Here is a 22,149-nt window from a genome sequence, read left to right as displayed (position 1 = left end):
GTTCACTGGGCTGTCGCGGTGGACAGGTGCGGGCGGTTCACCGACAAGTTGGTCCTCGCGAGACGGTCGATCATGGTGTCGATCTCCGTGTCGCGGCTCGTGCCCCAGGTGAGGGCGAGGTCCCGGGCCATCCGGGCGGCGTGGATCGTGTCGGTGCCGACCAGGGCGTTGTGGCACACCCCGGTCAGCGCGTCGGTCGCAGCGTCGCTGCGGGGCCGAAGAACAGCGAGACAGCGGGCTGTCTCGTCGTCGCCGACCAGGTCGGCGGCCCGGTCGAGGAACCGGTCGTACGAGACCTCCGGCAGCGCGTCCGCGTCGGCGCGGAGCCGGGACAGCAGATCGGTAAGGGGCACCGAGGTGGGTGCCACCACGTTCAGGACGGTGCCCGGCCGCATCGGGCGGCGCGGTTCGGTAAGCGCGGCAACCACGCGCGCGACCACGTCGACAGGGGTCCAGTCCACGTGCAGGCGGGTCGGTGGCCGTACGCCGAGCCGCAGGCAGAGCCGCAGGATCATGGTCACCGAGGACCGGGGGTTGGCGTGGCCGGTGCGCGAGTGGGCGGCGACCTCCCCCAGCCGGACGACTGCGGCGGGGACACCCTGCTCGGCGGCTGCCCTCAGCAGTTGCTCGCCGACCCACTTGGACTGGCTGTAGCCGTCGGCCGGCAACGTCGCCAAGGGTGGCAGGAACGACTCGGCCAGTGGCGTGCCGGGAGAGTGGCGCACTGTGGTCGTCGACAGCGAGATGATCCGCTTGCGGACGTGGGTGCCGGCGAGGTGGATGAGGGTGCGCAGGCCGTGGACGTTCGTGGCGCGTAGGTCGGCGTAGTCGCGGAGGGTGTCGACACGACCGCCGGCGTCGACGATCGCGCCGACCTGTCGACAGAGCCGCCGCCAATCGGCGGCCGGCAGACCGAGGTGGGGCTTGTCCAGGTCGCCGGCGAGGGCGGACCACCCGATCATCTCCGCGGGCCCGTAGCCGGCAGCCGACAGCGCGGCCCTGACCCGGCGCCGGGCCGCCTCGTCGTCGGTGGCGCGGACCAGGCAGATGACCGGTCGGTCACTCTGCGCCACGAGGGCGGCCAGGACGTGCGAGCCGATGAAGCCGGTCGCGCCGACCAGCAGGATCGCGCCCGGGTCGTCGGGTCGCCGTACCCGCGTCCGGCCCAGCTCACCGAGGCGCAGGTCGTCGGCCAGTTGGTGCGGTGTGACGTCGGGCGGCGGGACGGAACCGCCCCGGCGGACCAGTTCGGCCTGAGCGGGGATGGTGGCGCACCGGAGCAGGTCGCGCACGTCCAGCCGGATCGCGAAGGCGCGTTCGAACTCCACAGCGAGGCGGGCGGCGCCGAGCGACGTTCCGCCGAGGCAGTAGAAGTCGTCGTCGTAGGCGCTGATGCCCAGCACCCGCGTCCAGATCTCGGCGATCCGTGCTTCGACGCTGTCCGGCGGGTACGCGGCCTCGGTGTCGGCGGCCTTCGGTGCGGCGCCCGCCAGGCGGCGCCGCAGTCGCTCCTGATCGACCTTGCCGTTGGAGAGCAGCGGCAGGGTGGCGAGGCGGACGAACCTGCCGGGCACCAGCGCGGCGGGCAGCGCGGCCCGGGTGTGGTCGCGCAGCGCCTCCTCGGTCACCTCGCGTTCGGCGGAGTAGAAGCAGACCATTGTCGCCGCGACGCCGGCCTCGTCGACGACCACCTTCACCTGGTGGATGCCGGGCAGCGTGGTGAGCGCGTGCTCGATCTCGCCCAGGTCGACACGTATCCCGGCGATCTGGACCTGGGCGTCGCGGCGGCCGCTGAACATCAGCAGGCCGTCCTCGCGGACCCAGCCGAAGTCCCCGGTGCGGTAGAGCAGGTCGCCGGCAACCTCGTCGTACGGGTTCGGAACGAACACCTGTCGGGTCCGCTCCGGGTCGCCGTGATAACCGGCGCCCAGGCAGACGCCGGCGAGATGGATCTCCCCGATCTCGCCACGGGGTGCCGGGTGACCGTGCTCGTCGAGGAGCAGCACCGACGTGTTGGGCAGGGGCAGACCGAGGGGGATGACCTGCTGGTCGTCGTCGTTCACGGCGTGGAAGACCGAGCCGATCGACGCCTCCGTCGGACCGTAGGTGTTCGTCACGCGGATGTCGGCGAACATCCGCCGGAAGGCCTGCACCGTGTGCGGTTTCGCGGCTTCGCCGCCGATGAAGACCTGGCGCATCGACGCCAGCAGGTGCCGGTCCTGCGGACGGTGCTGAAGGCGTTCGACAAGCAGGTCGAAGATGCTGGGGACGAAGTCCGTCATGGTGACGCCGTGCCGATGGATCTGGGCGAGCGTCGCGTCGAAGTCCAGGATCCCGGTGCGGTCCGGGATGACCACGGTGCCGCCGCGCGTCAGCGGCCACAGCAGTTGCCAGATCGACGAGTCGAATGTGTGCGCGGAGTTCTGCAGGATCACCCGGCCGTCGGCGGCGAACCGTTCGGTCATGGACAGGAAGCGGTTGACAAGCCCGTGGTGCAGGTTGACCGCGCACTTCGGCAGACCCGTGGAGCCGCTTGTGAAGAACGCGTAGATGGGGTCCTGTGGCCGGGGACGGTCGACGACGGGTGCGGGAACCCGGGTCGTGGCCGGCTCCGTCCGCACGTCGATGACCGGCAGTGCGGGGGCGCCGTCCGGCGGCGGCGACCCGAGGGCTGCGACGGGGGTGAGGCCGTCGAGCATCCGCACCTGGCGCAGCGCTGGCCAGGCACTGTCGAACGGCACGAACGCCGCGCCGGAGCGCATCGTGCCGAGCATGGCGACGAGGAGCCCGACCCGGTCGTCGAGCAGGAGCGCGACGAAGTCGCCCCGGCCGGCGCCGACGGCGAGCAGATCGGCGGTCACCGCGTCGGCCAGCCGGTCCACGTCCCGGTAGGTAAGCGTGCCGGTGGGATGGATTATCGCGGTGTCGTCGGGGTGTCGGCGGATCGTGTCGTCGATCAGGTCGACGACTGTCTGGTGGATCGGCCGTGGCCGAATCGGTCCGGTGAGGAGAGCGCCGACCTCGGTGGGGCCGGGGCGCACGCGCTCTGTCCTGGCGACGGTCAAGGTGTATCTGAGGACACCACGGAGGCACCTCTCCCGAGCAGTTTCACAATATCCCATAGCGGCAGTCCCGTTGCCGGGATTGGTAGTCCACGTTGACTGCACCGCATCGTAACTGCGAACTTTTGAAATTGTCTACGCATTCATAATGGAGATTTACTACGGAGAATAGGGCATAGTGTTGATTTCGGTCCACATCGAACAGGGGCCTCGGTGTGACCGCGGTCCGATAGCAGCTCAAACCCGGTAGCGACAAGGTTTCTCAGCACTCGGGACCGATGGCGTCGGGCCGTCATCATCCCGCTCGATCAAACGTGCCACTGAGGACTGTCGGATCTATGCGCCAATCCCAGAATCGGGTACGGTCCCCCTGCCGTCACTCTGTACTCCCGTTATCTCGGGGAAACAAAGGGGCATAACCGTGAATATATATAAGCCGGCTCGAACCGTCGGGCTTGTTGTCACTATCGGTGCGCTCGTCCTCAGTGCCGGATGTGCCAAAAAGGACGAGGGTGAGGTCCAGGCCAGCGGGGTCAAGCTCGTCAAGGCGGGCACCCTGACCATCTGCACCCACCTGCCGTACCCGCCGTTCCAGTCCAAGGACGCCAGCGGCAAGATCGTCGGCTTCGACGTCGACGTGATGAACCTGGCCGCCAAGAAGTTGGGCCTTGAGCAGGCGATCATCGACACGCCGTTCGAGGGGATCAAGTCTGGCCAGGACCTGAACACGGGCAAGTGTGACGCCGCCGCCGCGGGCATGACGATCACCGAGGAGCGGCGGAAGGTGATGGACTTCTCCGATCCCTACTTCGACGCGACACAGGCGATGCTGGTCAAGACCGGCAAGCCGTACAAGTCGCTGAGCGACCTGAAGGGCAAGAAGGTAGGCGTTCAGGCGTCGACCACGGGCCGTGACTACGCCCGCAAGTTCGAGAAGGAGCTGGACCTCAAGCTCGTGGAGTTCGAGGATCTCGCCGCCGAGCAGCAGGCCCTCGCCAACGGGCAGATCGAGGCCGCCATCAACGACCTGCCGGTCTGGGCGGAGTACATCAAGGAGAACCCGGGCGGGTTCGAGGTGGCGGCCGAGTTCGACACCGGCGAGCAGTACGGGATCTCGGTACGCAAGGACGGCAACCCGGAGCTGCTCAAGGTGATCAACGAGGAGTTGGCCAAGGCGAAGCAGGACGGCACGTACGACGCGCTCTACGAGAAGTGGATCGGCAAGAAGCCGAGCCTCTGACTCGACCCGTACCCTCTGCGCGACACTCGGCAGTTGGGTCGCCGCGCCCCGCACGGGTACGTTAGCCTAACGATCGTTTAGGTCGGTCGGCGGGCCCGTGCGGCGGCCGGCGTGGGTGGCGGCAGTAGGGGGTCGGCGTGACGCTCGACGGTGAGGCGCTGGAGCAACTGCGCAAGCGGGCCCGGGCCGGCGGCGCGGACAAATACCACGCGGCCAACGCGGCAAAGGGCAAGCTCTTCGCCCGCGAGCGGGTCGCCCACCTCGTCGACGAGGGCTCCTTCGTCGAGGACGGCCTCTATGCCAACGCGCTCGCCGAAGGGCTGCCCGCCGACGGCGTGGTCACCGGCACCGCCACGATCGACGGCCGGCAGGTATGCCTGATGGCCAACGACTCCACAGTCAAGGCCGGCAGTTGGGGCGCCCGCACCGTCGAGAAGATCATCCGGATCATCGAGCGGGCGTACTCCACAAGTGTGCCGATGGTCTACCTGGTCGACTCGGCCGGCGCCCGGATCACCGACCAGGTCGACCTCTTCCCCGGCCGGCGGGGCGCCGGCAAGATCTTCTGGAACCAGGTGCGCGCCTCCGGCTCGATCCCACAGGTCTGCGCGCTGTTCGGCCCGAGCGCCGCCGGTGGGGCGTACATTCCGGCGTTCTGCGACGTGGTCGCCATGGTCGACGGCAACGCCAGCATGTATCTCGGCTCCGACCGGATGGTCGAGATGGTCACCGGGGAGAAGACCACCCTGGAGGCGATGGGTGGTGCCAAGGTGCACACCGCCGAGTCCGGCGTCGGGCACTTCCTCTGCAAGACCGAGGCCGACGCGCTCGACGTGGTGAAGACCTACCTGTCGTACCTGCCGGCCAACTGGACGCAGGCGCCGCCGACCGCGCCGGCCGTCGCCGCGCCCGCGAAGGCCGACCTGGCCGCGCTGGTGCCGGCCAGCGAGCGGCAGGCGTTCGACATGCGGCGGTACGTCAAGGGCCTGCTCGACGAGGGTTCGTTCTTCGAGATCCAGGCACTCTGGGCCAAGGAGATGACAATCGGGTTCGGCCGGCTCAACGGCGAGGTCGTCGGCGTGCTCGGCAACAACTCGATGTTCAAGGGCGGGGTGCTCTTCGTCGACTCGGCGGACAAGGCGACCCGGTTCGTGCAGCTCTGCGACGCGTTCAACGTGCCGCTGCTCTTCCTCAGTGACGTGCCCGGCTTCATGGTCGGCAGCGTTGTGGAGAAGCAGGGCATCATCCGGCACGGCGCCAAGATGATCACCGCGATCTCCGAGGCGACGGTCCCGAAGATCTGCGTGGTGGTCCGCAAGGCGTACGGCGCAGGCCTGTACGCGATGGCCGGCCCCGGCTTCGAGCCGGACGCCACGATCGCGCTGCCCACCGCCAAGATCGCGGTGATGGGGGCCGAGGCAGCGGTGAACGCGGTCTACGCCAACAAGATCGCAGCCATCGAGGACGAGGCCGAGCGGGCTGCCTTCGTGGCCGCCAAGCGGGCCGAGTACGAGCAGGACATCGACGTCGTACGCCTCGCCAGCGAGTTGGTGGTGGACGCCATCGTCGAGCCGCACGACCTGCGTACCGAGCTGGTCCGTCGGTTCGCGGCAGCGCGTACCAAGGACCGCTCCTTCTCCCGGCGTCGCCACGGCATCACCCCGGTCTGATCCCCGACCGCCCGCTGCGACCGTCCGGCGTCACGAGCGTCCGGCGATCGTCCATAAAGGAGGACTGAGATGGACTTCCGGCTCACCGACGAACAAGCGGCGCTGCGGGACAGCGTGCGGGACTTCGCCCGCGAGGTGGTCGCCCCGGTCATCGCCGAGCACTACGAACAGCACACCTTCCCGTACGAGGTGATCCGGCAGATGGGCAAGATGGGCCTGTTCGGCCTGCCCTTCGCCGAGGAGCACGGCGGCATGGGCGGTGACTACTTCGCGCTCTGCCTGGCCCTTGAGGAGTTGGCCCGGGTCGACTCCAGCGTGGCGATCACGCTTGAGGCGGCGGTGTCGCTGGGCGCGATGCCGATCTACCGCTTCGGCACCGAGGAGCAGAAGGCGACCTGGCTGCCCAAGCTGCTCAGCGGCGAGGCGCTGGCCGGCTTCGGGCTCACCGAGCCGGGGACCGGCTCCGACGCCGCAGGCACCCAGACGCGGGCGGTGCTGGACGGTGACGAGTGGGTCATCAACGGGTCGAAGGCGTTCATCACCAACTCGGGCACCGACATCACGGCAATGGTCACCGTCACCGCGGTGACCGGCACGAACCCGGACGGCTCGAAGGAGTTGTCGACAATCATCGTGCCGACCGGCACGCCGGGGTTCACCGTGGCGCCGGGCTACTCCAAGGTGGGCTGGACCGCCTCGGACACACACGAGTTGACCTTCGACGACTGCCGGGTGCCGGCGGGCAACCTGCTCGGCGAGCGGGGCCGGGGCTTCGCCCAGTTCCTGCGGATCCTCGACGAGGGTCGGATCGCCATCGCCGCGCTTGCCGTCGGCCTCGCCCAGGGCTGCGTCGACGAGTCGATCAAGTACGCGAAGGAGCGGCACGCCTTCGGCAAGCCGATCGGCGCCAACCAGGCGATCCAGTTCAAGATCGCCGACATGGAGATGAAGGCCCACACCGCCCGCCTGGCCTACTACGACGCCGCGGCCCGGATGCTCGCCGGCGAGCCGTTCAAGCGGCAGGCCGCCATCGCCAAGCTGCACGCCAGCACGATCGCTGTGGACAACGCCCGCGAGGCCACCCAGATCCACGGCGGCTACGGCTTCATGAACGAGTACCCGGTGGCCCGATTCTGGCGGGACTCCAAGATCCTGGAGATCGGTGAGGGCACCAGCGAGGTGCAGCGCATGATCATCGCTCGGGATCTGGGTCTCTGAGCGACCCCGCACCGGCCGCCGTCACAGGCCGGGCCCGTCTCCGCGCGATCCCGGGCACCGGCCGGGCGGCCCACTCGATCGTCCAGCCGGCCCAGGCCGGCTGTCCGTTCGGCTGTCGGATATCGGCGAGTGGGCGTCAGTAGCCCGACGTTCGACTGCCGCTGATCGGGGTCGAACCGTACTCTTCGTGCCCATGACTCCGGATCAGGAGTGGTCGGGGAGCCCGGCCGGTCGTCTCAGGCTGCCGGAGCTGCTCCATCGGCACCGGCGTGCCGCCGGCCTGACCCAGGCGGAGCTGGCGTCCCGAGCCGGCGTGGGCGTGCGGACGGTGCGCGACCTGGAACGGGGTCGGTCGGTCCGGCCCCAGCGCACGACCGTCGAGCTGCTCGCCACGGCGTTGGAGCTGACCGGTGCCACCCGGGCGGCGTTCCTGGGTGCGGCCCGCGGCACCGCCGGCGGTGATGCCCAGCCGGACGGTGTCCCGGGTGCGCTCAGCGGCGACAACGTGGCAGCAGGCGGGCCCACCTGGTCGGCCGCGCCTGTCGCCCTCCCGCCGCCTGTCGCCCTGATCGGGCGCGACCGCGACGTCTCCGAGTTGGCCGCGATGCTGCTCGCGGAGCGGGGGCCACGACTGGTGAGCCTGGTCGGGCTGGCCGGGGTCGGCAAGACCGCGCTCGCGCTCGCCGTGGCCCACGCGGCAGCCCGGGCGTACCCGGCCGGCGTCGCCGGGGTGCTGGTCGGCGAGGGCTCGGACGGCCCGGACGTGCTCGCCGGCGCGATGACAGTGCTCGGCGTGGCCCGGCTGCCGGAGCTCGTCGCCAAGTTCGCCGGACGGCCGGTCCTGCTGGTGATGGACGCGGTGGAGCGATCCCCCGGGCCGGTTGCCGAGACGCTGCACCGGCTGACCACTGTGGTGCCGTCCCTGCGGGTGCTGGTCACCGGGAGGCATCCGGTCGGGCTGCCCGGTGAACGGGTCTGGCCGGTGGCCCCGCTCGAGGTGCCGCCGCCGGACGCCCAGCGCTCCGGATCGACCACGCTCGGGTCGTGGCCGGCTGTCGCGCTGTTCATCGCCCGGCTCGCCCAGGTCCGTCGGGAGCCACCCACCCCCGAAGAGCTGCCGGCGTTGGCCGCGCTGGTTCGTCGGCTGGGTGGGCTGCCGCTCGCCATCGAGCTGATGGCCGCGCGGGGACGGCTGCTCGACCTCACCGAGCTGCTCGACAGGTACGGCGACCGGGTGCTCGACCTGGCCACCCCCGCCGACGCGGGCTGGGACGGGCCGGAGTCGGCAACCCACCGCGCGTACGGCACCGATGCCACGCGGGCGGCGGGGGCGGTCACCCTGCGGGATGCGGTGGCGAGCAGCTACCGGCTGCTGGCACCCGATGAGCGGGACGCGCTGCGTCGGCTCGCCATGTTCGGCAATCGATGGTCGGTGGAGCTGGCCGAGGAGATGCTCGTCGACGAGGCCGACCGGGACGGCACGGTGGCCGTCGACCCGGTCCCGCTGCTGGACCGGCTCGCCGAACTCGGCCTGTTGAACGTGCGTGGCACCGGGCCGTTCCGGTTCCGCCTGCTCGACGCCGTCCGTGAATTCGCTGTCGAGCAGGCGGTCGGCGGTGGCGAGTTGGCTTGCCACCGGCGACGGCATGCCGAGGTGGTCGCCCGCCTCGTGGCGCGGACCGCCGGCGACCTGGCCGGTCCCCGGCTGCTCGACGCGGTGCATCGGCTCGACGAGGTGAGCAGCGACATCAGCTCGGCGCTTGCGCACGCGGCCACCGACGATCCGCTTACCGCTCTCCGGCTGGCGGCCTGCCTGACCCGCTGGTGGCGGTTCCGGGGGCGCGACGTGGCCGGCCGGCAGTGGCTTCGCCGTCTGTTGGCCGATCCGCGGACCGCCGACGCGGACCCGGTCCTGCGCGGTTGGGCAAGTCTCGGGGTGGCGCGCCTCGCTGCCGAGCATGGCGCGGAAGCCGACGAGCTGCCGACCGCGCGGGCCGCGCTCGCCATGTTCCGGAAGGCGGGCGACGTGACAGGCGAGTTGGAGGCGCGCAACGTGCTCAGCGCGCTGCTGACCACCGTCGGCGCGCACGACGAGGCCCGCGAGCAGTCGGAGGCGCTGCTCCGACTGGCCGTCCGCAACGGGCGTACCCGGGACATGGCTGTGGCGCAGAACAGTCTTGCCTGGCACGAGATCCGGGTCGGTGACCTGGCCGCGGCCCGCCGCCGGCTGGCCGCCGTGGACCGGCTCGCGGCCGAGGGCGGTGAGCCGCGGTTGCGGGTGCTGGCCTGGGCCAACCGGGCCGAGGTCGCCCGGCTGGAGGGCCGGTATGCCGACGCCGTCGACGAGGGTCGGCGGGCGGTGGCGGCGCTGTCGGAGTTGGGCGATCCGGGCCATCGCCGCCGGGTGCTCGGGACGGTCGGGCTGGCGTTCGCCCAGGACGGGCGTGCCGCGGAGGCGACCGAGGTGCTCACCGAACTGCGTACGGGGGTGTCCGGGGCGGGGGTTGCCGCGCCGGGGCGACGTTCGGCGGAGCGGACCGGCCCACCCCGACCGCGCTCGGACGGGGCGGCGCTGTCCTGGGGCGGGCCGGAGGCGGGAATCTGTGCGTTGATCGAGGGGAACCTGGCCCTGCACAGGGGTGACCGGGAGTTGGCGGCCGAGTGGTTCGCTGCCGCCGTCGAGGCCGATCACGATCGGCGGGGCGTGGTGGAGGCGCTTGTGGGGCTGGCCGCGAGCACCGCGGACCCGGTCGTCCTCGATCGCCTCGACCGGGTCTGCGAGGAGAGCGGCATCCGGTTGTTACCGCAGGAATCGGGCCTGCTCTATGCGCTGACGGCCGGGCGCGGCGGACCGTCGGGCCAATAGTCGGGCGGGGAGTGGCGCGAGCGAAGAGCCCCCTTGGTGCTACCCCTCGCTGTTCGCCCGCGCCGTCACCCCCCGGTGATCCCCGGTGGACCTAGCCTGCCACCGCCGTCAGGGCGGAAGGTGCCCTTCAGGAGGTTTGTCCGGTCGGCAGGGTGAGTTCTGCCGGTCTTTCTGCCGGTGGTGTCGGCACTGCTCCGCCCACGCCCCGTCCACGTGGGACGGCCGGCGGGATCAGGCCGCGCCGGTGTCCTCGACCAGCTCGTACTCCTGGTCGGTGCTGCCGGCGGTGGCACCGGGATGCACGGCATCGCGCACGCGGCGCAGGCCGTCGAGCAGCGCAGCCAGGGCCTCGGGGTCGAGTTGGCCGGTAAACCACTGCTCGATGATCCGCAGATGCCCGGGTAACGTCTCATCGAGCCGCTGCAGGCCGGCTGCGGTAACCACCGCGTACGAACTGCGTCGGTCGTTCGGGCAGGCGCGGCGGGTGAGCAGCCCGTCGCGTTCCATTCGGTCCACGACGCGGGTCACCCCGCTCGTGGACAGGGACGTCTGAGCCGCGAGGTCGGTCATCCGCAGCTGGTTACCCGGCGAGCGGGCCAGTCGCGTGATCACCTCGAACTCGACCGAGGAGAGGCCGTGCTCTTCGAGTTGGGCGGAGAACCGGGCCGACAGCCCGGCGTGTGCCTCGTAGAGCAGGCCAACGGCGGTAATCCGGGGGTCGTCGAACACGTTGGTCACTCGTTCACCCTACCAGTACTTGACATGGGGAATATTGTTGCGGCTATAGTTGCTCAAGCAGTCGTTGGGCTACTAAACAATCCCCCTGGAGGAACAGCATGACCAGCAGCACCGATGCGGTTACCCGCGACTGGGACGGCCTCACCATCCCGGCGCCCGGCACCTACGTGCTGGACGCGGCGCACAAGCGCGTCGGCTTCGTCGCCCGGCACATGATGGTGAGCAAGGTCCGCGGCGAGTTCAGCGAGGCCACCGCCACCATCACCATCGCCGAGGACCCGCTGCAGTCCTCGGTCGTCGCGACCATCCAGGGCGCAAGCATCGACACTACCCAGGGTGACCGGGACGCGCACCTGCGCAGCCCTGAGTTCCTGGACGTCGAGAAGTACCCGACCCTGGAGTTCCGCAGCACCGGCGTCAAGTCCCGCCGCGGCAACGAGTTCGTCCTCGCCGGTGAGCTGACCATCAAGGACGTCACGCGTCCGGTCGAGCTCCAGGTCGAGTTCGAGGGCGTCGGCCGCAGCCCGTTCGGGCAGGACATCTTCGGCTTCTCCGCGAGCACCGAGATCGACCGCGAGGAGTTCGGCCTGACCTGGAACGTCACCCTGGAGACCGGTGGCGTGCTGGTCGGCAAGAAGATCAAGATTGAGATCGAGGGCGAGGCCATCCGCCAGGCCTGATCCCTCGGATCGCCGGCACGCCCGGGCCCACGCCGCATGTCGGTGTGGGCCCGGCGTCGTCTCCGAGCCCGTGTGAATTGTCACGAGCTGTTCGTACCGTCATCGGGTCGATCCTGCTCGGACGGGGTAGAGATGGCGCCACGAGCGCGTCCGCTCCGGCCGGCATCGGATCACCGCCGTCGGCCTCTGGCCCCGGCCAGGCGAGCGCTCTTAACGTGGGTGGTTCACAATGCGCTTTCCGGGACGGCAGGATCCCGACCGCGCCGGCTGTCGGGAGGACACAATGGGCAGGGACGTCGCGCAGGGCGCCTTCACCCGGGAGGACCGCGTCCGTTACCGGCAGAAGGTCCGGCGATGTCTTGACGTCTTCGCCCTGATGCTCGACGACTTCGGGTTCGACGCCGACCGGCCGATGACCGGCCTGGAGATCGAGCTCAACCTGGTCGACTCGGCGGCCGAGCCGGCGATGCGCAACGAGGAGATCCTCGCCGACATCGCCGACCCGCTCTTCCAGACCGAGCTGGGCCAGTTCAACCTCGAACTCAATGCCGAACCCCGACTGATCGAGGGCGCCGGTTTCGCCGACTACGAACACGACCTGCGCAGCAGCCTCTCCCGGGCCGACGAGCGGGCCGCCAAGTCCGACGCGAAGATCGTCCTGGTCGGCATCCTGCCCACCCTCACCGAGCGCCACCTGGTCGAGGACAACCTCTCCGCAAACGAGCGTTACCGGGTGCTCAACGACCAGATCGTCGGCGCCCGGGGTGAAGACATCGAACTCGACATCCGTGGCGTCGAGCAGTTGCGGACGCACACCGACTCGATCGCCCCCGAGGCGGCCTGCACAAGCCTCCAGTTCCACCTCCAGGTGGCACCGGACAGCTTCGCCGACTACTGGAACGCGTCCCAGGCCATCGCCGGAGTGCAGGTGGCGGTCGGAGCGAACTCACCATTCCTGTACGGCCGCCAACTCTGGGCCGAAACCCGGATCGCCCTGTTCAAGCAGGCCACCGACACCCGCCCGGAGGAGCTGAAAGCCCAGGGCGTACGCCCCCGGGTCTGGTTCGGCGAGCGGTGGATCACCTCGATCTTCGACCTCTTCGAGGAGAACGTCAGGTACTTCCCGCCGCTGCTGCCGATCTGTGAGGACGAGGACCCGGTGGAGGTGCTGCACGCCGGTGGGGTGCCCCAGCTGGGCGAGTTGCGGCTGCACAACGGGACTGTCTACCGGTGGAACCGCCCGGTCTACGACATCATGAACGGCCGCCCACACCTGCGGGTGGAGAACCGGGTGTTGCCGGCCGGCCCGACGGTCGTCGACATGCTGGCCAACGCGGCCTTCTACTTCGGTCTGGCCCGCGGCATGGCCGAGGCGGACCGCCCGATCTGGAGCCAGCTCACCTTCAGCTCCGCCGAGGAGAACTTCCACGCCGCCGCCCGGCGCGGCCTCGACGCCGTGCTGCACTGGCCCCGCCTCGGCGACGTGCCCGTCACCAAGCTGGTGCGTGACCAGTTGCTGCCCGTCGCCGCGACCGGCCTGGACACCTTCGGCGTCGACCCGGCGCAGCGGGACCGGCTGCTCGGCATCATCGAGCAGCGCTGCCGCACCGGCCGCAACGGTGCCGTCTGGCAGACCGAGGCGGTCTGGGCGGCGGAGCGACACCGGGGAATGGACCGGACCGCCGCGCTGCACCACATGGTCCAGCGCTACGCGGAGCTGCAACGCTCCAACGAGCCGGTCCACACCTGGCCGGTCGACTGACGATCCCGCCAGTCGCGCTTCCCACGGACCACCAGCAGGAGCGATCGACGCCGCAGGGCCGGGATCAGTCGCTGGTGGGGCGGGCTGGCCGGCGGCGCCGGCCAGCCGGGGCAGGGCTCTCCGTGGGTTCGCCGCCGGTGGATTCCGCCGGGTCCGAGAGATCCGGGTCCGTGCGGGGCGAGGGCACCTGGGGTACGCCGGCCCGGTCGCGGCGCGGCGGAGCGGCGACGCCCCGCGTCGGGGCCGCGTCGACGTCTCGGGGTGCGGCGGTGTCGCGGGTCCGTGATCGTGGCACCCGGCTCGTCGGCGAGGTGGCGTCGGCCACGCCGTCCCCAGTGGAGGATGCGTCCGAGGGCTCGGCCGGCCCTGCCTCGGACAGCGTCCCGACGGTCGAGGTCGCCCGAGCGTCGACACCCGGTGTCGCGCCGGCGTGAGCTGACGGTGCCCCCGGCACGGTCGCCCGCCGATTGGCGGCCCGGGTCCGCTCGGCACGTTCGGCGAGGACGGCGACCAGCACCGAGCCACCGATGCCGGCGATCACCGCGTACGGGGCGATGAGCTGGGTGGAGAACTGTGCCGGGCCGAGCGTCGCCCAGCGCGGCACTGTGGTCAGGTAGGCGAGCGCGACGAGGAGCGGGCCGGCCGCCCCGGAGGCCGCCGCACCGACCCGGTGCCCGCCCGATCGTGCGGCCCGCCGGGCGGCCAGCGCGCCGATCAGCAGCGCGGGCACGAGCGCCAGCAGCGCACCGGGCCAGTAGAGCTGACCCCCGATCCAGTACCGCGCGTGGTCCGGGTCGAGCTGCCAGGTGCCGAGCTGGGCGCCGGTCAGCCCGCGTCCGACGCGTACTCCGTCGATCACCGAGACCACCGCGAGCAGCCAGAGCCAGGCGGCCGTGGTGGTGATGTTCAGCGCGGCGGTCCGCGAGCGCAGCGCCCAGAGGGCGACGAGGACGCCGATCAGGATGCCCAGCGCCGCGTGCAGAGCGGCGACCCGCTGCGGCACGCTTGTGTCGGCACCCACCGCGACACGTGCCGGCACCGCGACCAGCAGCACGGTGACCAGTCCGCCGAGCCCGGCGGCGAGCGCCAACGCCAAGCTGCGGAGCAGGCCGTCGCGTTCGCCGGGCACCGTTTCGGCCACCTGCGTCGACCGACCGGCAGTCGCGCTCGGTCCGTCCTGAGCCGCGTCGGTGCCCGCGTCCGCCGGACCAGCCGCCGCCGGCTCCGGCTCGCCGGTCTCGTTGCCCGGGGCCAGTTGCGGCTGAGTGGACGGCGTCGGGTCCGCAAGGGGTACGCGCCTGTGGTGCAGCCGCTGCGCGCAGACCGCACCCAGCACCGTTGAGCTGGCGGCGAGCCAGGTGGCCCAGGCGAGGCCATCCGCCCAGGCCGTGTCGTTGGCCCCGGCATCGGTGGGCGTCCACGTGATGACGCCGAGCCCGTAGCCGAAGCCGAGCTGCGCGGCACCCGCGCCAGCAGCGACCCCGACCGCCGTCGCGATCGATACTCCCCAGCCCTGTCTGGCCATGCGGGGCAGCGTAACGTCCCGTCGTCGGCGCGGCGAGTCGCAGCGACCCGCCGGATGGACTGTCGGCACAACGGGGTTGGGCGACGAGCGGTACGGTCGCCGGTAATGAGGCGGTGGGCGGTATGACGGACGCGAACACGGGTCGGCAGGATTCCGCCGGCATCCGGGGCGGTGGTGGTGCGGGTCGGGCCAGCGTTCTGCTCGGTGGCGGGCTGGTCGCCGTGCTCCTCGCGGTTGTCGGTGCGACGGGCGGCTGGCTGCTGGCCGGCGAGGACGACGGCACCACAGCGGATGCGCAGGGGGTGGCGAGCGCGACCGCCACTCCGACGGGTCGGGCCACCCCGTCCCGACCGGCTACGAGCCGGACCACCCCCTCCGCCCCCCGGACGTCCGCAGCCCCGACCAAGGGGACGGGGCTGACCGTGCCACAGGTGGTCGGCATCGACTTCGAGAAGGCTCGCGACACGTTGCGCAAGCAGCGGTTGGGCTGGCGGCTCGTCTTCGGCAACGGCAGCGGCCGTACGGTGGAGAGCACTTCGCCGGCCGTGGGCACCGAGGTGTCCCGGGGCACCACCGTGCAACTTAAGGTGGCCGGCCCGCCGCCGCCCGCCGAGGTGCCGGACGTGGTCGGCGACGACTGCGCCGATGCGGCGGACGACCTGGTCGAGGCGGGTCTCTACCCGCGCTACCGCAGCGGGCGCGACGGAGAGGTGAGTCGGCAGGAGCCGGCCGAGGACGGCCCGGCTCGCTGGAACGACGAGGTAAGCATCTGGTGCGGGTCGGATCCGCCGAACCAGCCGACGACCAAACCCCCCGCCTGACCGGCCCCGCGCGCCGATCCCACAACCGGCCCAGCCGCTCGGTTCACCACGCCCACGCGGCCCTGCCGGAGTCGGCCGGGCGTCCTGCGGCGCGCGGTTCGTGCCCTTGATCCCCGCTCAGGTCGACCGGGGCGGTTAGGTTGGCGGTCGAGGGCCATGGTGCCCGCCCCGGTTCGGGAAAGGACGTGCGATGAGCGACGACCGCCAGGAGCCGCCCACCGGGGAGCCCGATGACGACCGGACGCGCGCTCTGCCACCTCCAGCCGACCAACCGCGGCCACCGGTGCCCGGCGCGTCGCCGGACGAGACGATGCCGATCGACCGGGCGGCGGCGGCCGGGCACACCCCGTCGCCGGACGCGACCGCCCCGATCGACCGCTCCGCTTTGCCGGACGCGACGATGCCGATCGACCGGGCTGCGTCCCCGGACGAGACAATGCCCATCGACCGGGCCGCGCTCGGGCAGCCGGGTGACCGGACGGCTCGGATGCCTGTGGAGCGGTCGACGACGACGCCGTGGGCTGGACGGGCCGAGGTCCGGGCGCCCCGACCGGCCGAACCCAGCGAGGGCTGGTACGTCGAGGAGCAGGGCGGCCGGCGCTGGTGGATGCCGATCCTGTGGGGAGTGCTCGCCCTGGTTTTCGCCGGACTGCTCGGGGCGGCGCTCTGGGTGGTGCTGAACGCGCGGGACGACGACCCCGACGGCCCCGGACCGACTCCGTCGCTGCCGCCGGCCACCACTGCAGCGCCGACAAGCGCCGCCCCCACGTCGGCCGCACCGACAAGCGCGACGCCGAGCAGCCCGCCGACAAGCGCCGCGCCGGAGGAGGTGCCGATGCCGCCGCTTACCGGCTTGGCGCAGGACACCGCCGAAGGGCTGCTGGATCGGCTCGGCCTGACCTATCGGGTGGTGTACCGCCCGTCCGAGTTGCCGCCGGGGACGGTGGTGAGCACCGAACCCGAGGCCGGCACGCCGGTGTCGACCGACGACGAGGTGCTGCTGGTGATCTCGCAGGACCGGCCGTCGACGGGGAGTAGCCCGGCCAGCGCGAGCCCGACTGTGACGAGCACGCCGTGACCGGCGCTCACCACATCCGGCGGCGGGTGCCGACCAGGCCGAGGCCGGCGAGCGAGATGGTGAGGCCGAAGATGCCGGACCAGAACAGTGAGCGGCGGACGTCCGTGGCGCTGTGGCCGGCCGGAGCCGCCGCGGCGGTCTCCTGGTGCCCGTCGGACTGACCGCCGGCACCGGCGCCGGCCGCCGGGCCGGTCGGGTCGGCGCGCCCCTCGGGCGGGTCGGCGGTGATCCAGCCGGGTTCGGAGGCCATCGGGTCGGAGTCGACCACTGTGATCTCGGGAGCCGGCACCGGAGTGACCAGCCGGGTGGACGACAACGCCGGGTCGCGGGCCAGCACCACGACTGTGGTCACTGCCCCGAGCAGGGCGAGGAGTCCGAGAGCATAGGTGATACGGGAGCGGTGGTGCCGCCGCACGGCGGGCTGATTGACCATGACCATCCCAGGCTCAGGGTCCGGGACGTGCGTGTGGAACGGTGCCGGGGTGGGCGTACCAATTCTATGGCTACGGCACGCCTACCCGTGGCGGTTCGCGCTGGTCAGCCAACTCTGACCGGAGTACGGGCGACAGGTCGCCGGGGCCGTACGGTGTGTTGGCGGGGCTGCGGTGCGGCCTGCGCCTGTCGCAGCCCGTCCCGCTGCACGAAGATCGACCGTCGGTTGACCGCGTCGCCAGCGGTGTTGAGTTCGTAGCCGTCGAGCCAGAGCCAGCCGTCGTAGGTCGGCCATTCAAGCACCCGGATCACCCGGAACATGATGGGCCTGAGGAACTGGACGCTCGCTGCGCGAGTCACATGCAGTACGTCACCGGAGCGGGGAAGCACATGGGCTCCTGGGAGGGTCGGCCGGCGACGTGCCGGCGGTGACTTGGCGGGGACGTCTCGGCCCGGTGACGGGGTCGCTCTCGTGGGCCGGTGGTGCGAGGTGGCGGTGGTCGGGCCGTACCCGCTGGTGGCGTGCCGCCACCCGACCATCACCTGACTGCTTCGGGGAACCGCGCCCACCGCCACAGCCAGCTGGCTTGTAGCGGTGGGGTCTTCACCCCGGGGCAGGTCTATGCGTCGCTGGCCGGGCTCGTGCCCCGAAAAACTCTCCGAGACCGGTGGGGTCACCACACCCGGAGAGCGGATCGAGACGCTGAGTGATCCCTGCCATACGGACAGAGTGCATCAGGGACGTGCTTCATGCAAGTTGCACGTCGACTTTTGCCAATACGTGAGTCCGACACGCAAACCGCTGCTTGAAGCCATCCGCGTGCGGACGGCACACTGGGGGCCGGTTTCGCCCGTCGCGGCCGTCCGATGCCGGCACCAACCCCTCGCCGCGAACGCCCGCCGGCCGACCATCGCGCCCCCGGCGGGCGGCAGACAGCGGCGCGTCGACCGGAGGTAGCCCGAGTGGGGTCGAGCAACCAGCGGTGGGAACCGGAAACTCAGAGGTCGCGATGAGTGAGCGGCGCAGCCCGACGATCAGACGGCGGAGGCTCGGTGCGGAGCTACGCCGGCAGCGGGAGTCGGCGGGGATAACCATCGAGGTGGTCGCCGAGCAGTTGGAGTGCTCGGCGTCGAAGGTCTCCCGGATCGAGACCGGGCACACCACTGCCACGCCGCGCGACGTGCGGGACATGCTGCGGATCTACGGGGTGGTGGGCGCCGAGAGCGACGAGCTCGTGCAGATCGCCCGGGAGGCGCGGCAGAAGGGCTGGTGGCACCCGTACAGCACCGTGCTGGTCGGGGCGTACGTCGGGCTGGAGGCCGCCGCGAGTTCGATTCGGGCGTACGAGCAGCAGGTGGTCCCCGGTCTGCTGGAGACCGAGGAGTACGCCGGGGCGATGATCCGCGCCGCCCGCCCCGATTTCACCGCCGACCAGGTGCACCAACGGGTGCGTGTCCGTCTGGGTCGTCAGTCGTTATTGACCCAGGACGATCCGGTCGATCTGTGGGTGGTGCTCGATGAGGCGGTGGTAAGCAGGCCGGTGGGCGGGGACGAGGTGATGCGCGGCCAACTCAGGCGGTTGGTCGAAGTGGCCGAGTTGCCGAACGTGACGCTGCAGATCCTGCCGTTCGAGGTGGGAGCGCACGCGGGCATGGACGGCACCTTCACGATCCTCAGCTTCCCCGAGCCCGGTGATCCGGATGTCGTGTATGCGGAGAACGCCACGGGTGGGCTCTTCCTCGAGAAGAGCGACGAACTACAGAAATACAGCTTCATCTTCGATCACATCCGTGCTGCGGCCATTCGTCCGGAGGAGTCCGTCGCACACATCGCAAAACTGGCAGAGGAGCCGAGATGGCGACCAAGGGGTTCCCCGTGGACCTGACGCAGGCAACGTGGTTCAAGAGCTCGAAGAGCGGGCCGAACTGCGACAACTGCGTGGAGGTGGCGTACGTGACCGGGGCTGTCGGCGTTCGGGACTCGAAGGACAAGGCCGGTCCGGCCCTGGTCTTCGCGCCCGGCGACTGGCACGCCTTCGTCGCCGGCGCCCGGGGTGGTGTGTTGAGCACGTCCTGACCCAACGGTCAGGTGAGGTCCCCGTCCGGCTCGACCGGGCGGGGACCTTCCGCGTCCCGGTCCGGGCTGCCCGAGGGCTCGGTTCGGCGGTCCCGGCGAGGTTCCGCCGGGAATCCCGTCGCCACAGCGCGCCCGCCTCGTTGAACCGGTCGGTACGGCGCTGGATCTCGACCCGCCGCGCCGACCGCACCCGAACGAGGTAGGCGAGACGGATGACGACGATCGGTTCAGACAACCTCACCAACGGTCCGGGCAAGCCGGAGCGGTTCGGTGGCAAATACCGCGGGGCGCGTCGGGACACCGTACTTACCGAGGTGGTCTCGACCGAGCAGGAGTTGAACGGCCGGGAATCGACGGACTCCGAGGGGGCCGACGCGCCGCTCTCGTTGCCGTCGCTGGACCCGAACCCGCTTGTCGAGCCGTCGTTCCCGCCGACCGGCTGGCCGATGGAGCCCGCCGGTTCGCTGGCCGACCACCCGCTGCTGCTCGGCCTGCTCATGGAGTTGCCCCCGAAGGGCAGCGTGCCGCCGCCGGGCTGGCTGGACCGCTGGTTCGAGGCCACCCGGGCGATCCTGGAGCTGCTATACGTGCAGGGAGCTGGTCGCTCGCGATGAGCGTGGCGCAACCGGAAGTGCCCGCTCGGCGAGTCGGCTGTGCCGGAGTGCGTGCCGGACGCCGATGGCGGCCACCGCGAGCGCGCCGACCGTGATCGCCGGCCCGGTGACCCGAGGCTCGGCGCCGAGGTCCGCTCCGGCTGCCGCGATGACCGCCGGCACGGTCGCCAGGGCGGTCACCTGCAACGGCAACCCGAGAAGCGGGTGTGCCGCGGCGGCGCGCAGCCCGTGCGGGGCAGGCGTGCCAGGTGCCGTCTCGAACGCGCCGGCACCGGCCCACAGGCGGCGGATCCGTCGTACGGAGCAGGCTGCCACCACGAACGCTGGGCCGATGGCGAGGGTGAGCGCCTCGGCGGCCTGCCCGACAGGGGTGGTGCCGGCACTTACCAGCCCGCCGATGGCCGCCGCAGCGGCGAGCGCCACGCCGGTCAGCGCCAGCGCCAGCAACCATCCGGTGCGCCTGCGCAGCGTGGACGTGTCGCGCAGCCGGGGCAGTCCGTCGGCCAGGACCGCGGCGGCCAGCCAGACGGCGGCTACCGGCAACAGGATCGCGAGCTGACTCTCCATGTTCGAGAGTCTTCCCCGATCCGGAGCTCGGCGAATCCGGGTCGGTCCCCGGTTCGCCCCGGACGTCAGCCCGTAGGGGCCATCCCATCAAGGTGATGGACGTTTCGACATGTTTCTTTGGCCGACCTACCGATCTACCCTCGGCTAGATCGGCAAGTGTCGATTGAGTAGATCGGTGGTCGTGGTTTCGCCGCCGGTCGGAGGGAGGTAGGGAGATGGGTCTTCCACGCAGGTCCGTACTTGTCGGGGTGGCAGCCGCGACCGTGCTGGCCGTCGGTACCCCGGCCCTGGCCGCCGAGCCCGTCGGCGTGGTCCGGGAGGCCGGCGGAGCCACCGCCGTCCAGGACAGCTACATCGTGGTCCTCAAGGACAGCGCCGTCGCCCGCGACCGCGTCGGCGACGCCGCGAAGCGGCTGACCGGCAGGCACGGCGGGTCGGTCGCCCGCACCTACGGCGCGGCGCTGCGTGGCTTCGAGATCGCCGTCAGCGCGAAGGCGGCGGCTCGGATCGCCGCCGACCCGGATGTGGCGTACGTCGAGCAGAACCACACCGTGTCGATCTCCGGAACGCAGGCCAACCCGCCCTCGTGGGGCCTGGACCGGATCGACCAGCGCAACCGGCCGCTGGACAGCTCCTACACCTACCCGAACACGGCGAGCAACGTGCACGCCTACATCATCGACACAGGCATCCGCTTCGCCCACAGCGACTTCGGTGGCCGGGCGACCTCCGGCTTCGACGCGGTGGACGGCGGGGCGGCCGACGACTGCAACGGGCACGGCACGCACGTCGCCGGCACCGTCGGCGGTTCCGCGTACGGCGTGGCCAAGGGCGTTCAACTCGTCGGCGTACGGGTGTTGAACTGCTCCGGCAGCGGCACCAACGCCGGTGTGATCGCAGGCGTCGACTGGGTCACCCAGAACGCCATCAAGCCGGCCGTGGCGAACATGAGCCTCGGCGGTGGGGCGAACAGTTCGCTGGACGCCGCGGTCCGCAACTCGATCGCGTCGGGCGTGACGTACGGCCTCGCGGCCGGCAACGACAACGGCGCGAACGCCTGCAACACCTCGCCGGCCCGCACCGCCGAGGCCATCACTGTCGGCTCGACGACAAACACGGACGCCCGTTCGTCGTTCTCCAACGTCGGCACCTGCCTGGACATCTTCGCGCCCGGGTCGTCCATCACGTCGGCCTGGTACACCAGCAACACCGCGACCAACACGATCAGCGGCACCTCGATGGCCACCCCGCACGTGGTCGGCGCGGCTGCCCTGGTGGCCAGCGCCAACCCGAGCTGGACCCCGCAGCAGGTCCGTAACGAACTCGTCGCCAACGCCACCCCCAGCGTGGTGACCAGCCCCGGCACCGGCTCGCCGAACCTGCTGCTCTACGTGGGCGCCGGTGGCACCACGCCGCCGCCTCCCACCGGCTGCACCGGCACCAACGGCACCGACGTGACGATCCCGGACGCCGGGTCGGCCGTCACCAGCTCGATCACCATCGCCGGATGTGCCCGCAACGCCTCCTCGTCCTCCACGGTGGCGGTGAACATCGTGCACACCTACCGCGGTGACCTGGTCATCGACCTGCTCGCCCCGGATGGCAGCGCGTACCGGCTGAAGAACAGCGGTTCGGACAGCGCCGACAACGTGATCGCCACGTACACGGCCAACCTGTCCAGTGAGGCCGCCAACGGCACCTGGCGCCTACAGGTGCGCGACGTCTACTCGGCCGACACCGGCTACATCAACAGCTGGACCCTGACCGTCTGACAGGTCCCGCACGACACGAGGCCCCAC

18 protein-coding genes are annotated in these 22,149 nt (G+C 71.1%); 12 read left to right on the top strand and 6 right to left on the bottom strand.

The window, feature by feature from the left end; all coding sequences use genetic code 11:
• Positions 1-2 precede the first annotated feature (2 nt).
• Complete coding sequence (locus ACFY2Q_RS03180) at positions 3-3,041, bottom strand: amino acid adenylation domain-containing protein (protein ID WP_387127057.1); 3,039 nt, start codon at positions 3,039-3,041, stop codon at positions 3-5.
• Between the two features lie 442 nt (positions 3,042-3,483).
• On the opposite strand from ACFY2Q_RS03180, the gene ACFY2Q_RS03175 reads away from it, so the two are divergent.
• The 4 genes from ACFY2Q_RS03175 to ACFY2Q_RS03160 all read left to right on the top strand — a co-directional run bounded on the left by ACFY2Q_RS03175 (position 3,484) and on the right by ACFY2Q_RS03160 (position 10,056).
• Entirely contained in the window at positions 3,484-4,302 is an 819-nt protein-coding gene (locus tag ACFY2Q_RS03175) for a basic amino acid ABC transporter substrate-binding protein (RefSeq protein WP_387127055.1), read from the top strand.
• Positions 4,303-4,439: 137 nt separating this feature from the next.
• A complete protein-coding gene (locus tag ACFY2Q_RS03170; protein ID WP_387127053.1) occupies positions 4,440-5,972 on the top strand; it encodes an acyl-CoA carboxylase subunit beta in 1,533 nt (510 codons plus the stop codon).
• A 69-nt stretch (positions 5,973-6,041) separates the two neighbouring features.
• The gene (locus ACFY2Q_RS03165; RefSeq protein WP_387127051.1) at positions 6,042-7,190 is read left to right on the top strand and encodes an acyl-CoA dehydrogenase family protein; all 1,149 of its coding nucleotides are present in this window, start codon (positions 6,042-6,044) and stop codon (positions 7,188-7,190) included.
• A gap of 193 nt (positions 7,191-7,383) precedes the next feature.
• Positions 7,384-10,056 (top strand): ATP-binding protein, encoded by a 2,673-nt coding sequence (locus ACFY2Q_RS03160; protein WP_387127049.1) that lies wholly within the window; start codon positions 7,384-7,386, stop codon positions 10,054-10,056.
• A 231-nt stretch (positions 10,057-10,287) separates the two neighbouring features.
• Here the strand turns inward: ACFY2Q_RS03160 and ACFY2Q_RS03155 are convergent, their stop codons facing one another.
• Positions 10,288-10,794 (bottom strand): MarR family winged helix-turn-helix transcriptional regulator, encoded by a 507-nt coding sequence (locus ACFY2Q_RS03155; RefSeq protein WP_387127047.1) that lies wholly within the window; start codon positions 10,792-10,794, stop codon positions 10,288-10,290.
• A 98-nt stretch (positions 10,795-10,892) separates the two neighbouring features.
• Here ACFY2Q_RS03155 and ACFY2Q_RS03150 point away from each other — a divergent pair, with 98 nt between their 5' ends.
• A complete protein-coding gene (locus tag ACFY2Q_RS03150; protein ID WP_387127044.1) occupies positions 10,893-11,474 on the top strand; it encodes a YceI family protein in 582 nt (193 codons plus the stop codon).
• 283 nt (positions 11,475-11,757) lie between these two features.
• Positions 11,758-13,236, top strand: coding sequence for a glutamate--cysteine ligase (locus ACFY2Q_RS03145; protein ID WP_387127042.1), 1,479 nt, complete (start codon positions 11,758-11,760; stop codon positions 13,234-13,236).
• A 64-nt stretch (positions 13,237-13,300) separates the two neighbouring features.
• Here ACFY2Q_RS03145 and ACFY2Q_RS03140 read toward each other — a convergent pair whose 3' ends face one another.
• The gene (locus ACFY2Q_RS03140; RefSeq protein WP_387127040.1) at positions 13,301-14,761 is read right to left on the bottom strand and encodes a hypothetical protein; all 1,461 of its coding nucleotides are present in this window, start codon (positions 14,759-14,761) and stop codon (positions 13,301-13,303) included.
• 122 nt (positions 14,762-14,883) lie between these two features.
• On the opposite strand from ACFY2Q_RS03140, the gene ACFY2Q_RS03135 reads away from it, so the two are divergent.
• Both ACFY2Q_RS03135 and ACFY2Q_RS03130 read left to right on the top strand, forming a co-directional pair.
• Positions 14,884-15,582 (top strand): PASTA domain-containing protein, encoded by a 699-nt coding sequence (locus tag ACFY2Q_RS03135; protein WP_387127038.1) that lies wholly within the window; start codon positions 14,884-14,886, stop codon positions 15,580-15,582.
• A 190-nt stretch (positions 15,583-15,772) separates the two neighbouring features.
• Positions 15,773-16,660 (top strand): PASTA domain-containing protein, encoded by an 888-nt coding sequence (locus tag ACFY2Q_RS03130; protein ID WP_387127036.1) that lies wholly within the window; start codon positions 15,773-15,775, stop codon positions 16,658-16,660.
• A 7-nt stretch (positions 16,661-16,667) separates the two neighbouring features.
• On the opposite strand, the gene ACFY2Q_RS03125 is transcribed toward ACFY2Q_RS03130, so the two are convergent.
• Together ACFY2Q_RS03125 and ACFY2Q_RS03120 are read right to left on the bottom strand one after the other, a co-directional pair.
• Entirely contained in the window at positions 16,668-17,099 is a 432-nt protein-coding gene (locus ACFY2Q_RS03125) for a hypothetical protein (protein WP_387127034.1), read from the bottom strand.
• 98 nt (positions 17,100-17,197) lie between these two features.
• On the bottom strand, positions 17,198-17,482 hold the full coding sequence (locus ACFY2Q_RS03120) for a hypothetical protein (RefSeq protein ID WP_387127031.1): 285 nt from the start codon (positions 17,480-17,482) through the stop codon (positions 17,198-17,200).
• A 620-nt stretch (positions 17,483-18,102) separates the two neighbouring features.
• Here ACFY2Q_RS03120 and ACFY2Q_RS03115 point away from each other — a divergent pair.
• The 3 genes from ACFY2Q_RS03115 to ACFY2Q_RS03105 all read left to right on the top strand — a co-directional run bounded on the left by ACFY2Q_RS03115 (position 18,103) and on the right by ACFY2Q_RS03105 (position 19,783).
• Positions 18,103-18,978 carry a helix-turn-helix transcriptional regulator gene (locus ACFY2Q_RS03115; protein ID WP_053651784.1) on the top strand — a complete coding sequence of 292 codons (876 nt, stop codon included), beginning with the start codon at positions 18,103-18,105 and terminating at the stop codon, positions 18,976-18,978.
• Positions 18,948-19,169, top strand: coding sequence for a DUF397 domain-containing protein (locus ACFY2Q_RS03110; RefSeq protein WP_357003303.1), 222 nt, complete (start codon positions 18,948-18,950; stop codon positions 19,167-19,169). Before ACFY2Q_RS03115 ends, ACFY2Q_RS03110 begins: the two co-directional genes overlap by 31 nt.
• Positions 19,170-19,381: 212 nt before the next feature.
• Entirely contained in the window at positions 19,382-19,783 is a 402-nt protein-coding gene (locus tag ACFY2Q_RS03105; protein WP_387127029.1) for a hypothetical protein, read from the top strand.
• Here the strand turns inward: ACFY2Q_RS03105 and ACFY2Q_RS03100 are convergent.
• Positions 19,751-20,350: a hypothetical protein gene (locus tag ACFY2Q_RS03100; protein WP_387127027.1), complete on the bottom strand. Its 600-nt coding sequence runs from the start codon at positions 20,348-20,350 to the stop codon at positions 19,751-19,753. The two genes, ACFY2Q_RS03105 and ACFY2Q_RS03100, sit on opposite strands and share 33 nt — an antisense overlap.
• A gap of 215 nt (positions 20,351-20,565) precedes the next feature.
• Between ACFY2Q_RS03100 and ACFY2Q_RS03095 the strand changes: the two genes are divergently transcribed.
• Entirely contained in the window at positions 20,566-22,122 is a 1,557-nt protein-coding gene (locus tag ACFY2Q_RS03095; RefSeq protein ID WP_387127025.1) for a S8 family serine peptidase, read from the top strand.
• Positions 22,123-22,149: the final 27 nt, after the last annotated feature.

It is taken from the genome of Micromonospora sp. NPDC000316 (genome assembly GCF_042898885.1).
In the GTDB taxonomy this organism is placed as follows: Bacteria; Actinomycetota; Actinomycetes; order Mycobacteriales; family Micromonosporaceae; genus Micromonospora.
This window is presented reverse-complemented; position numbering and strand designations above follow the sequence as displayed.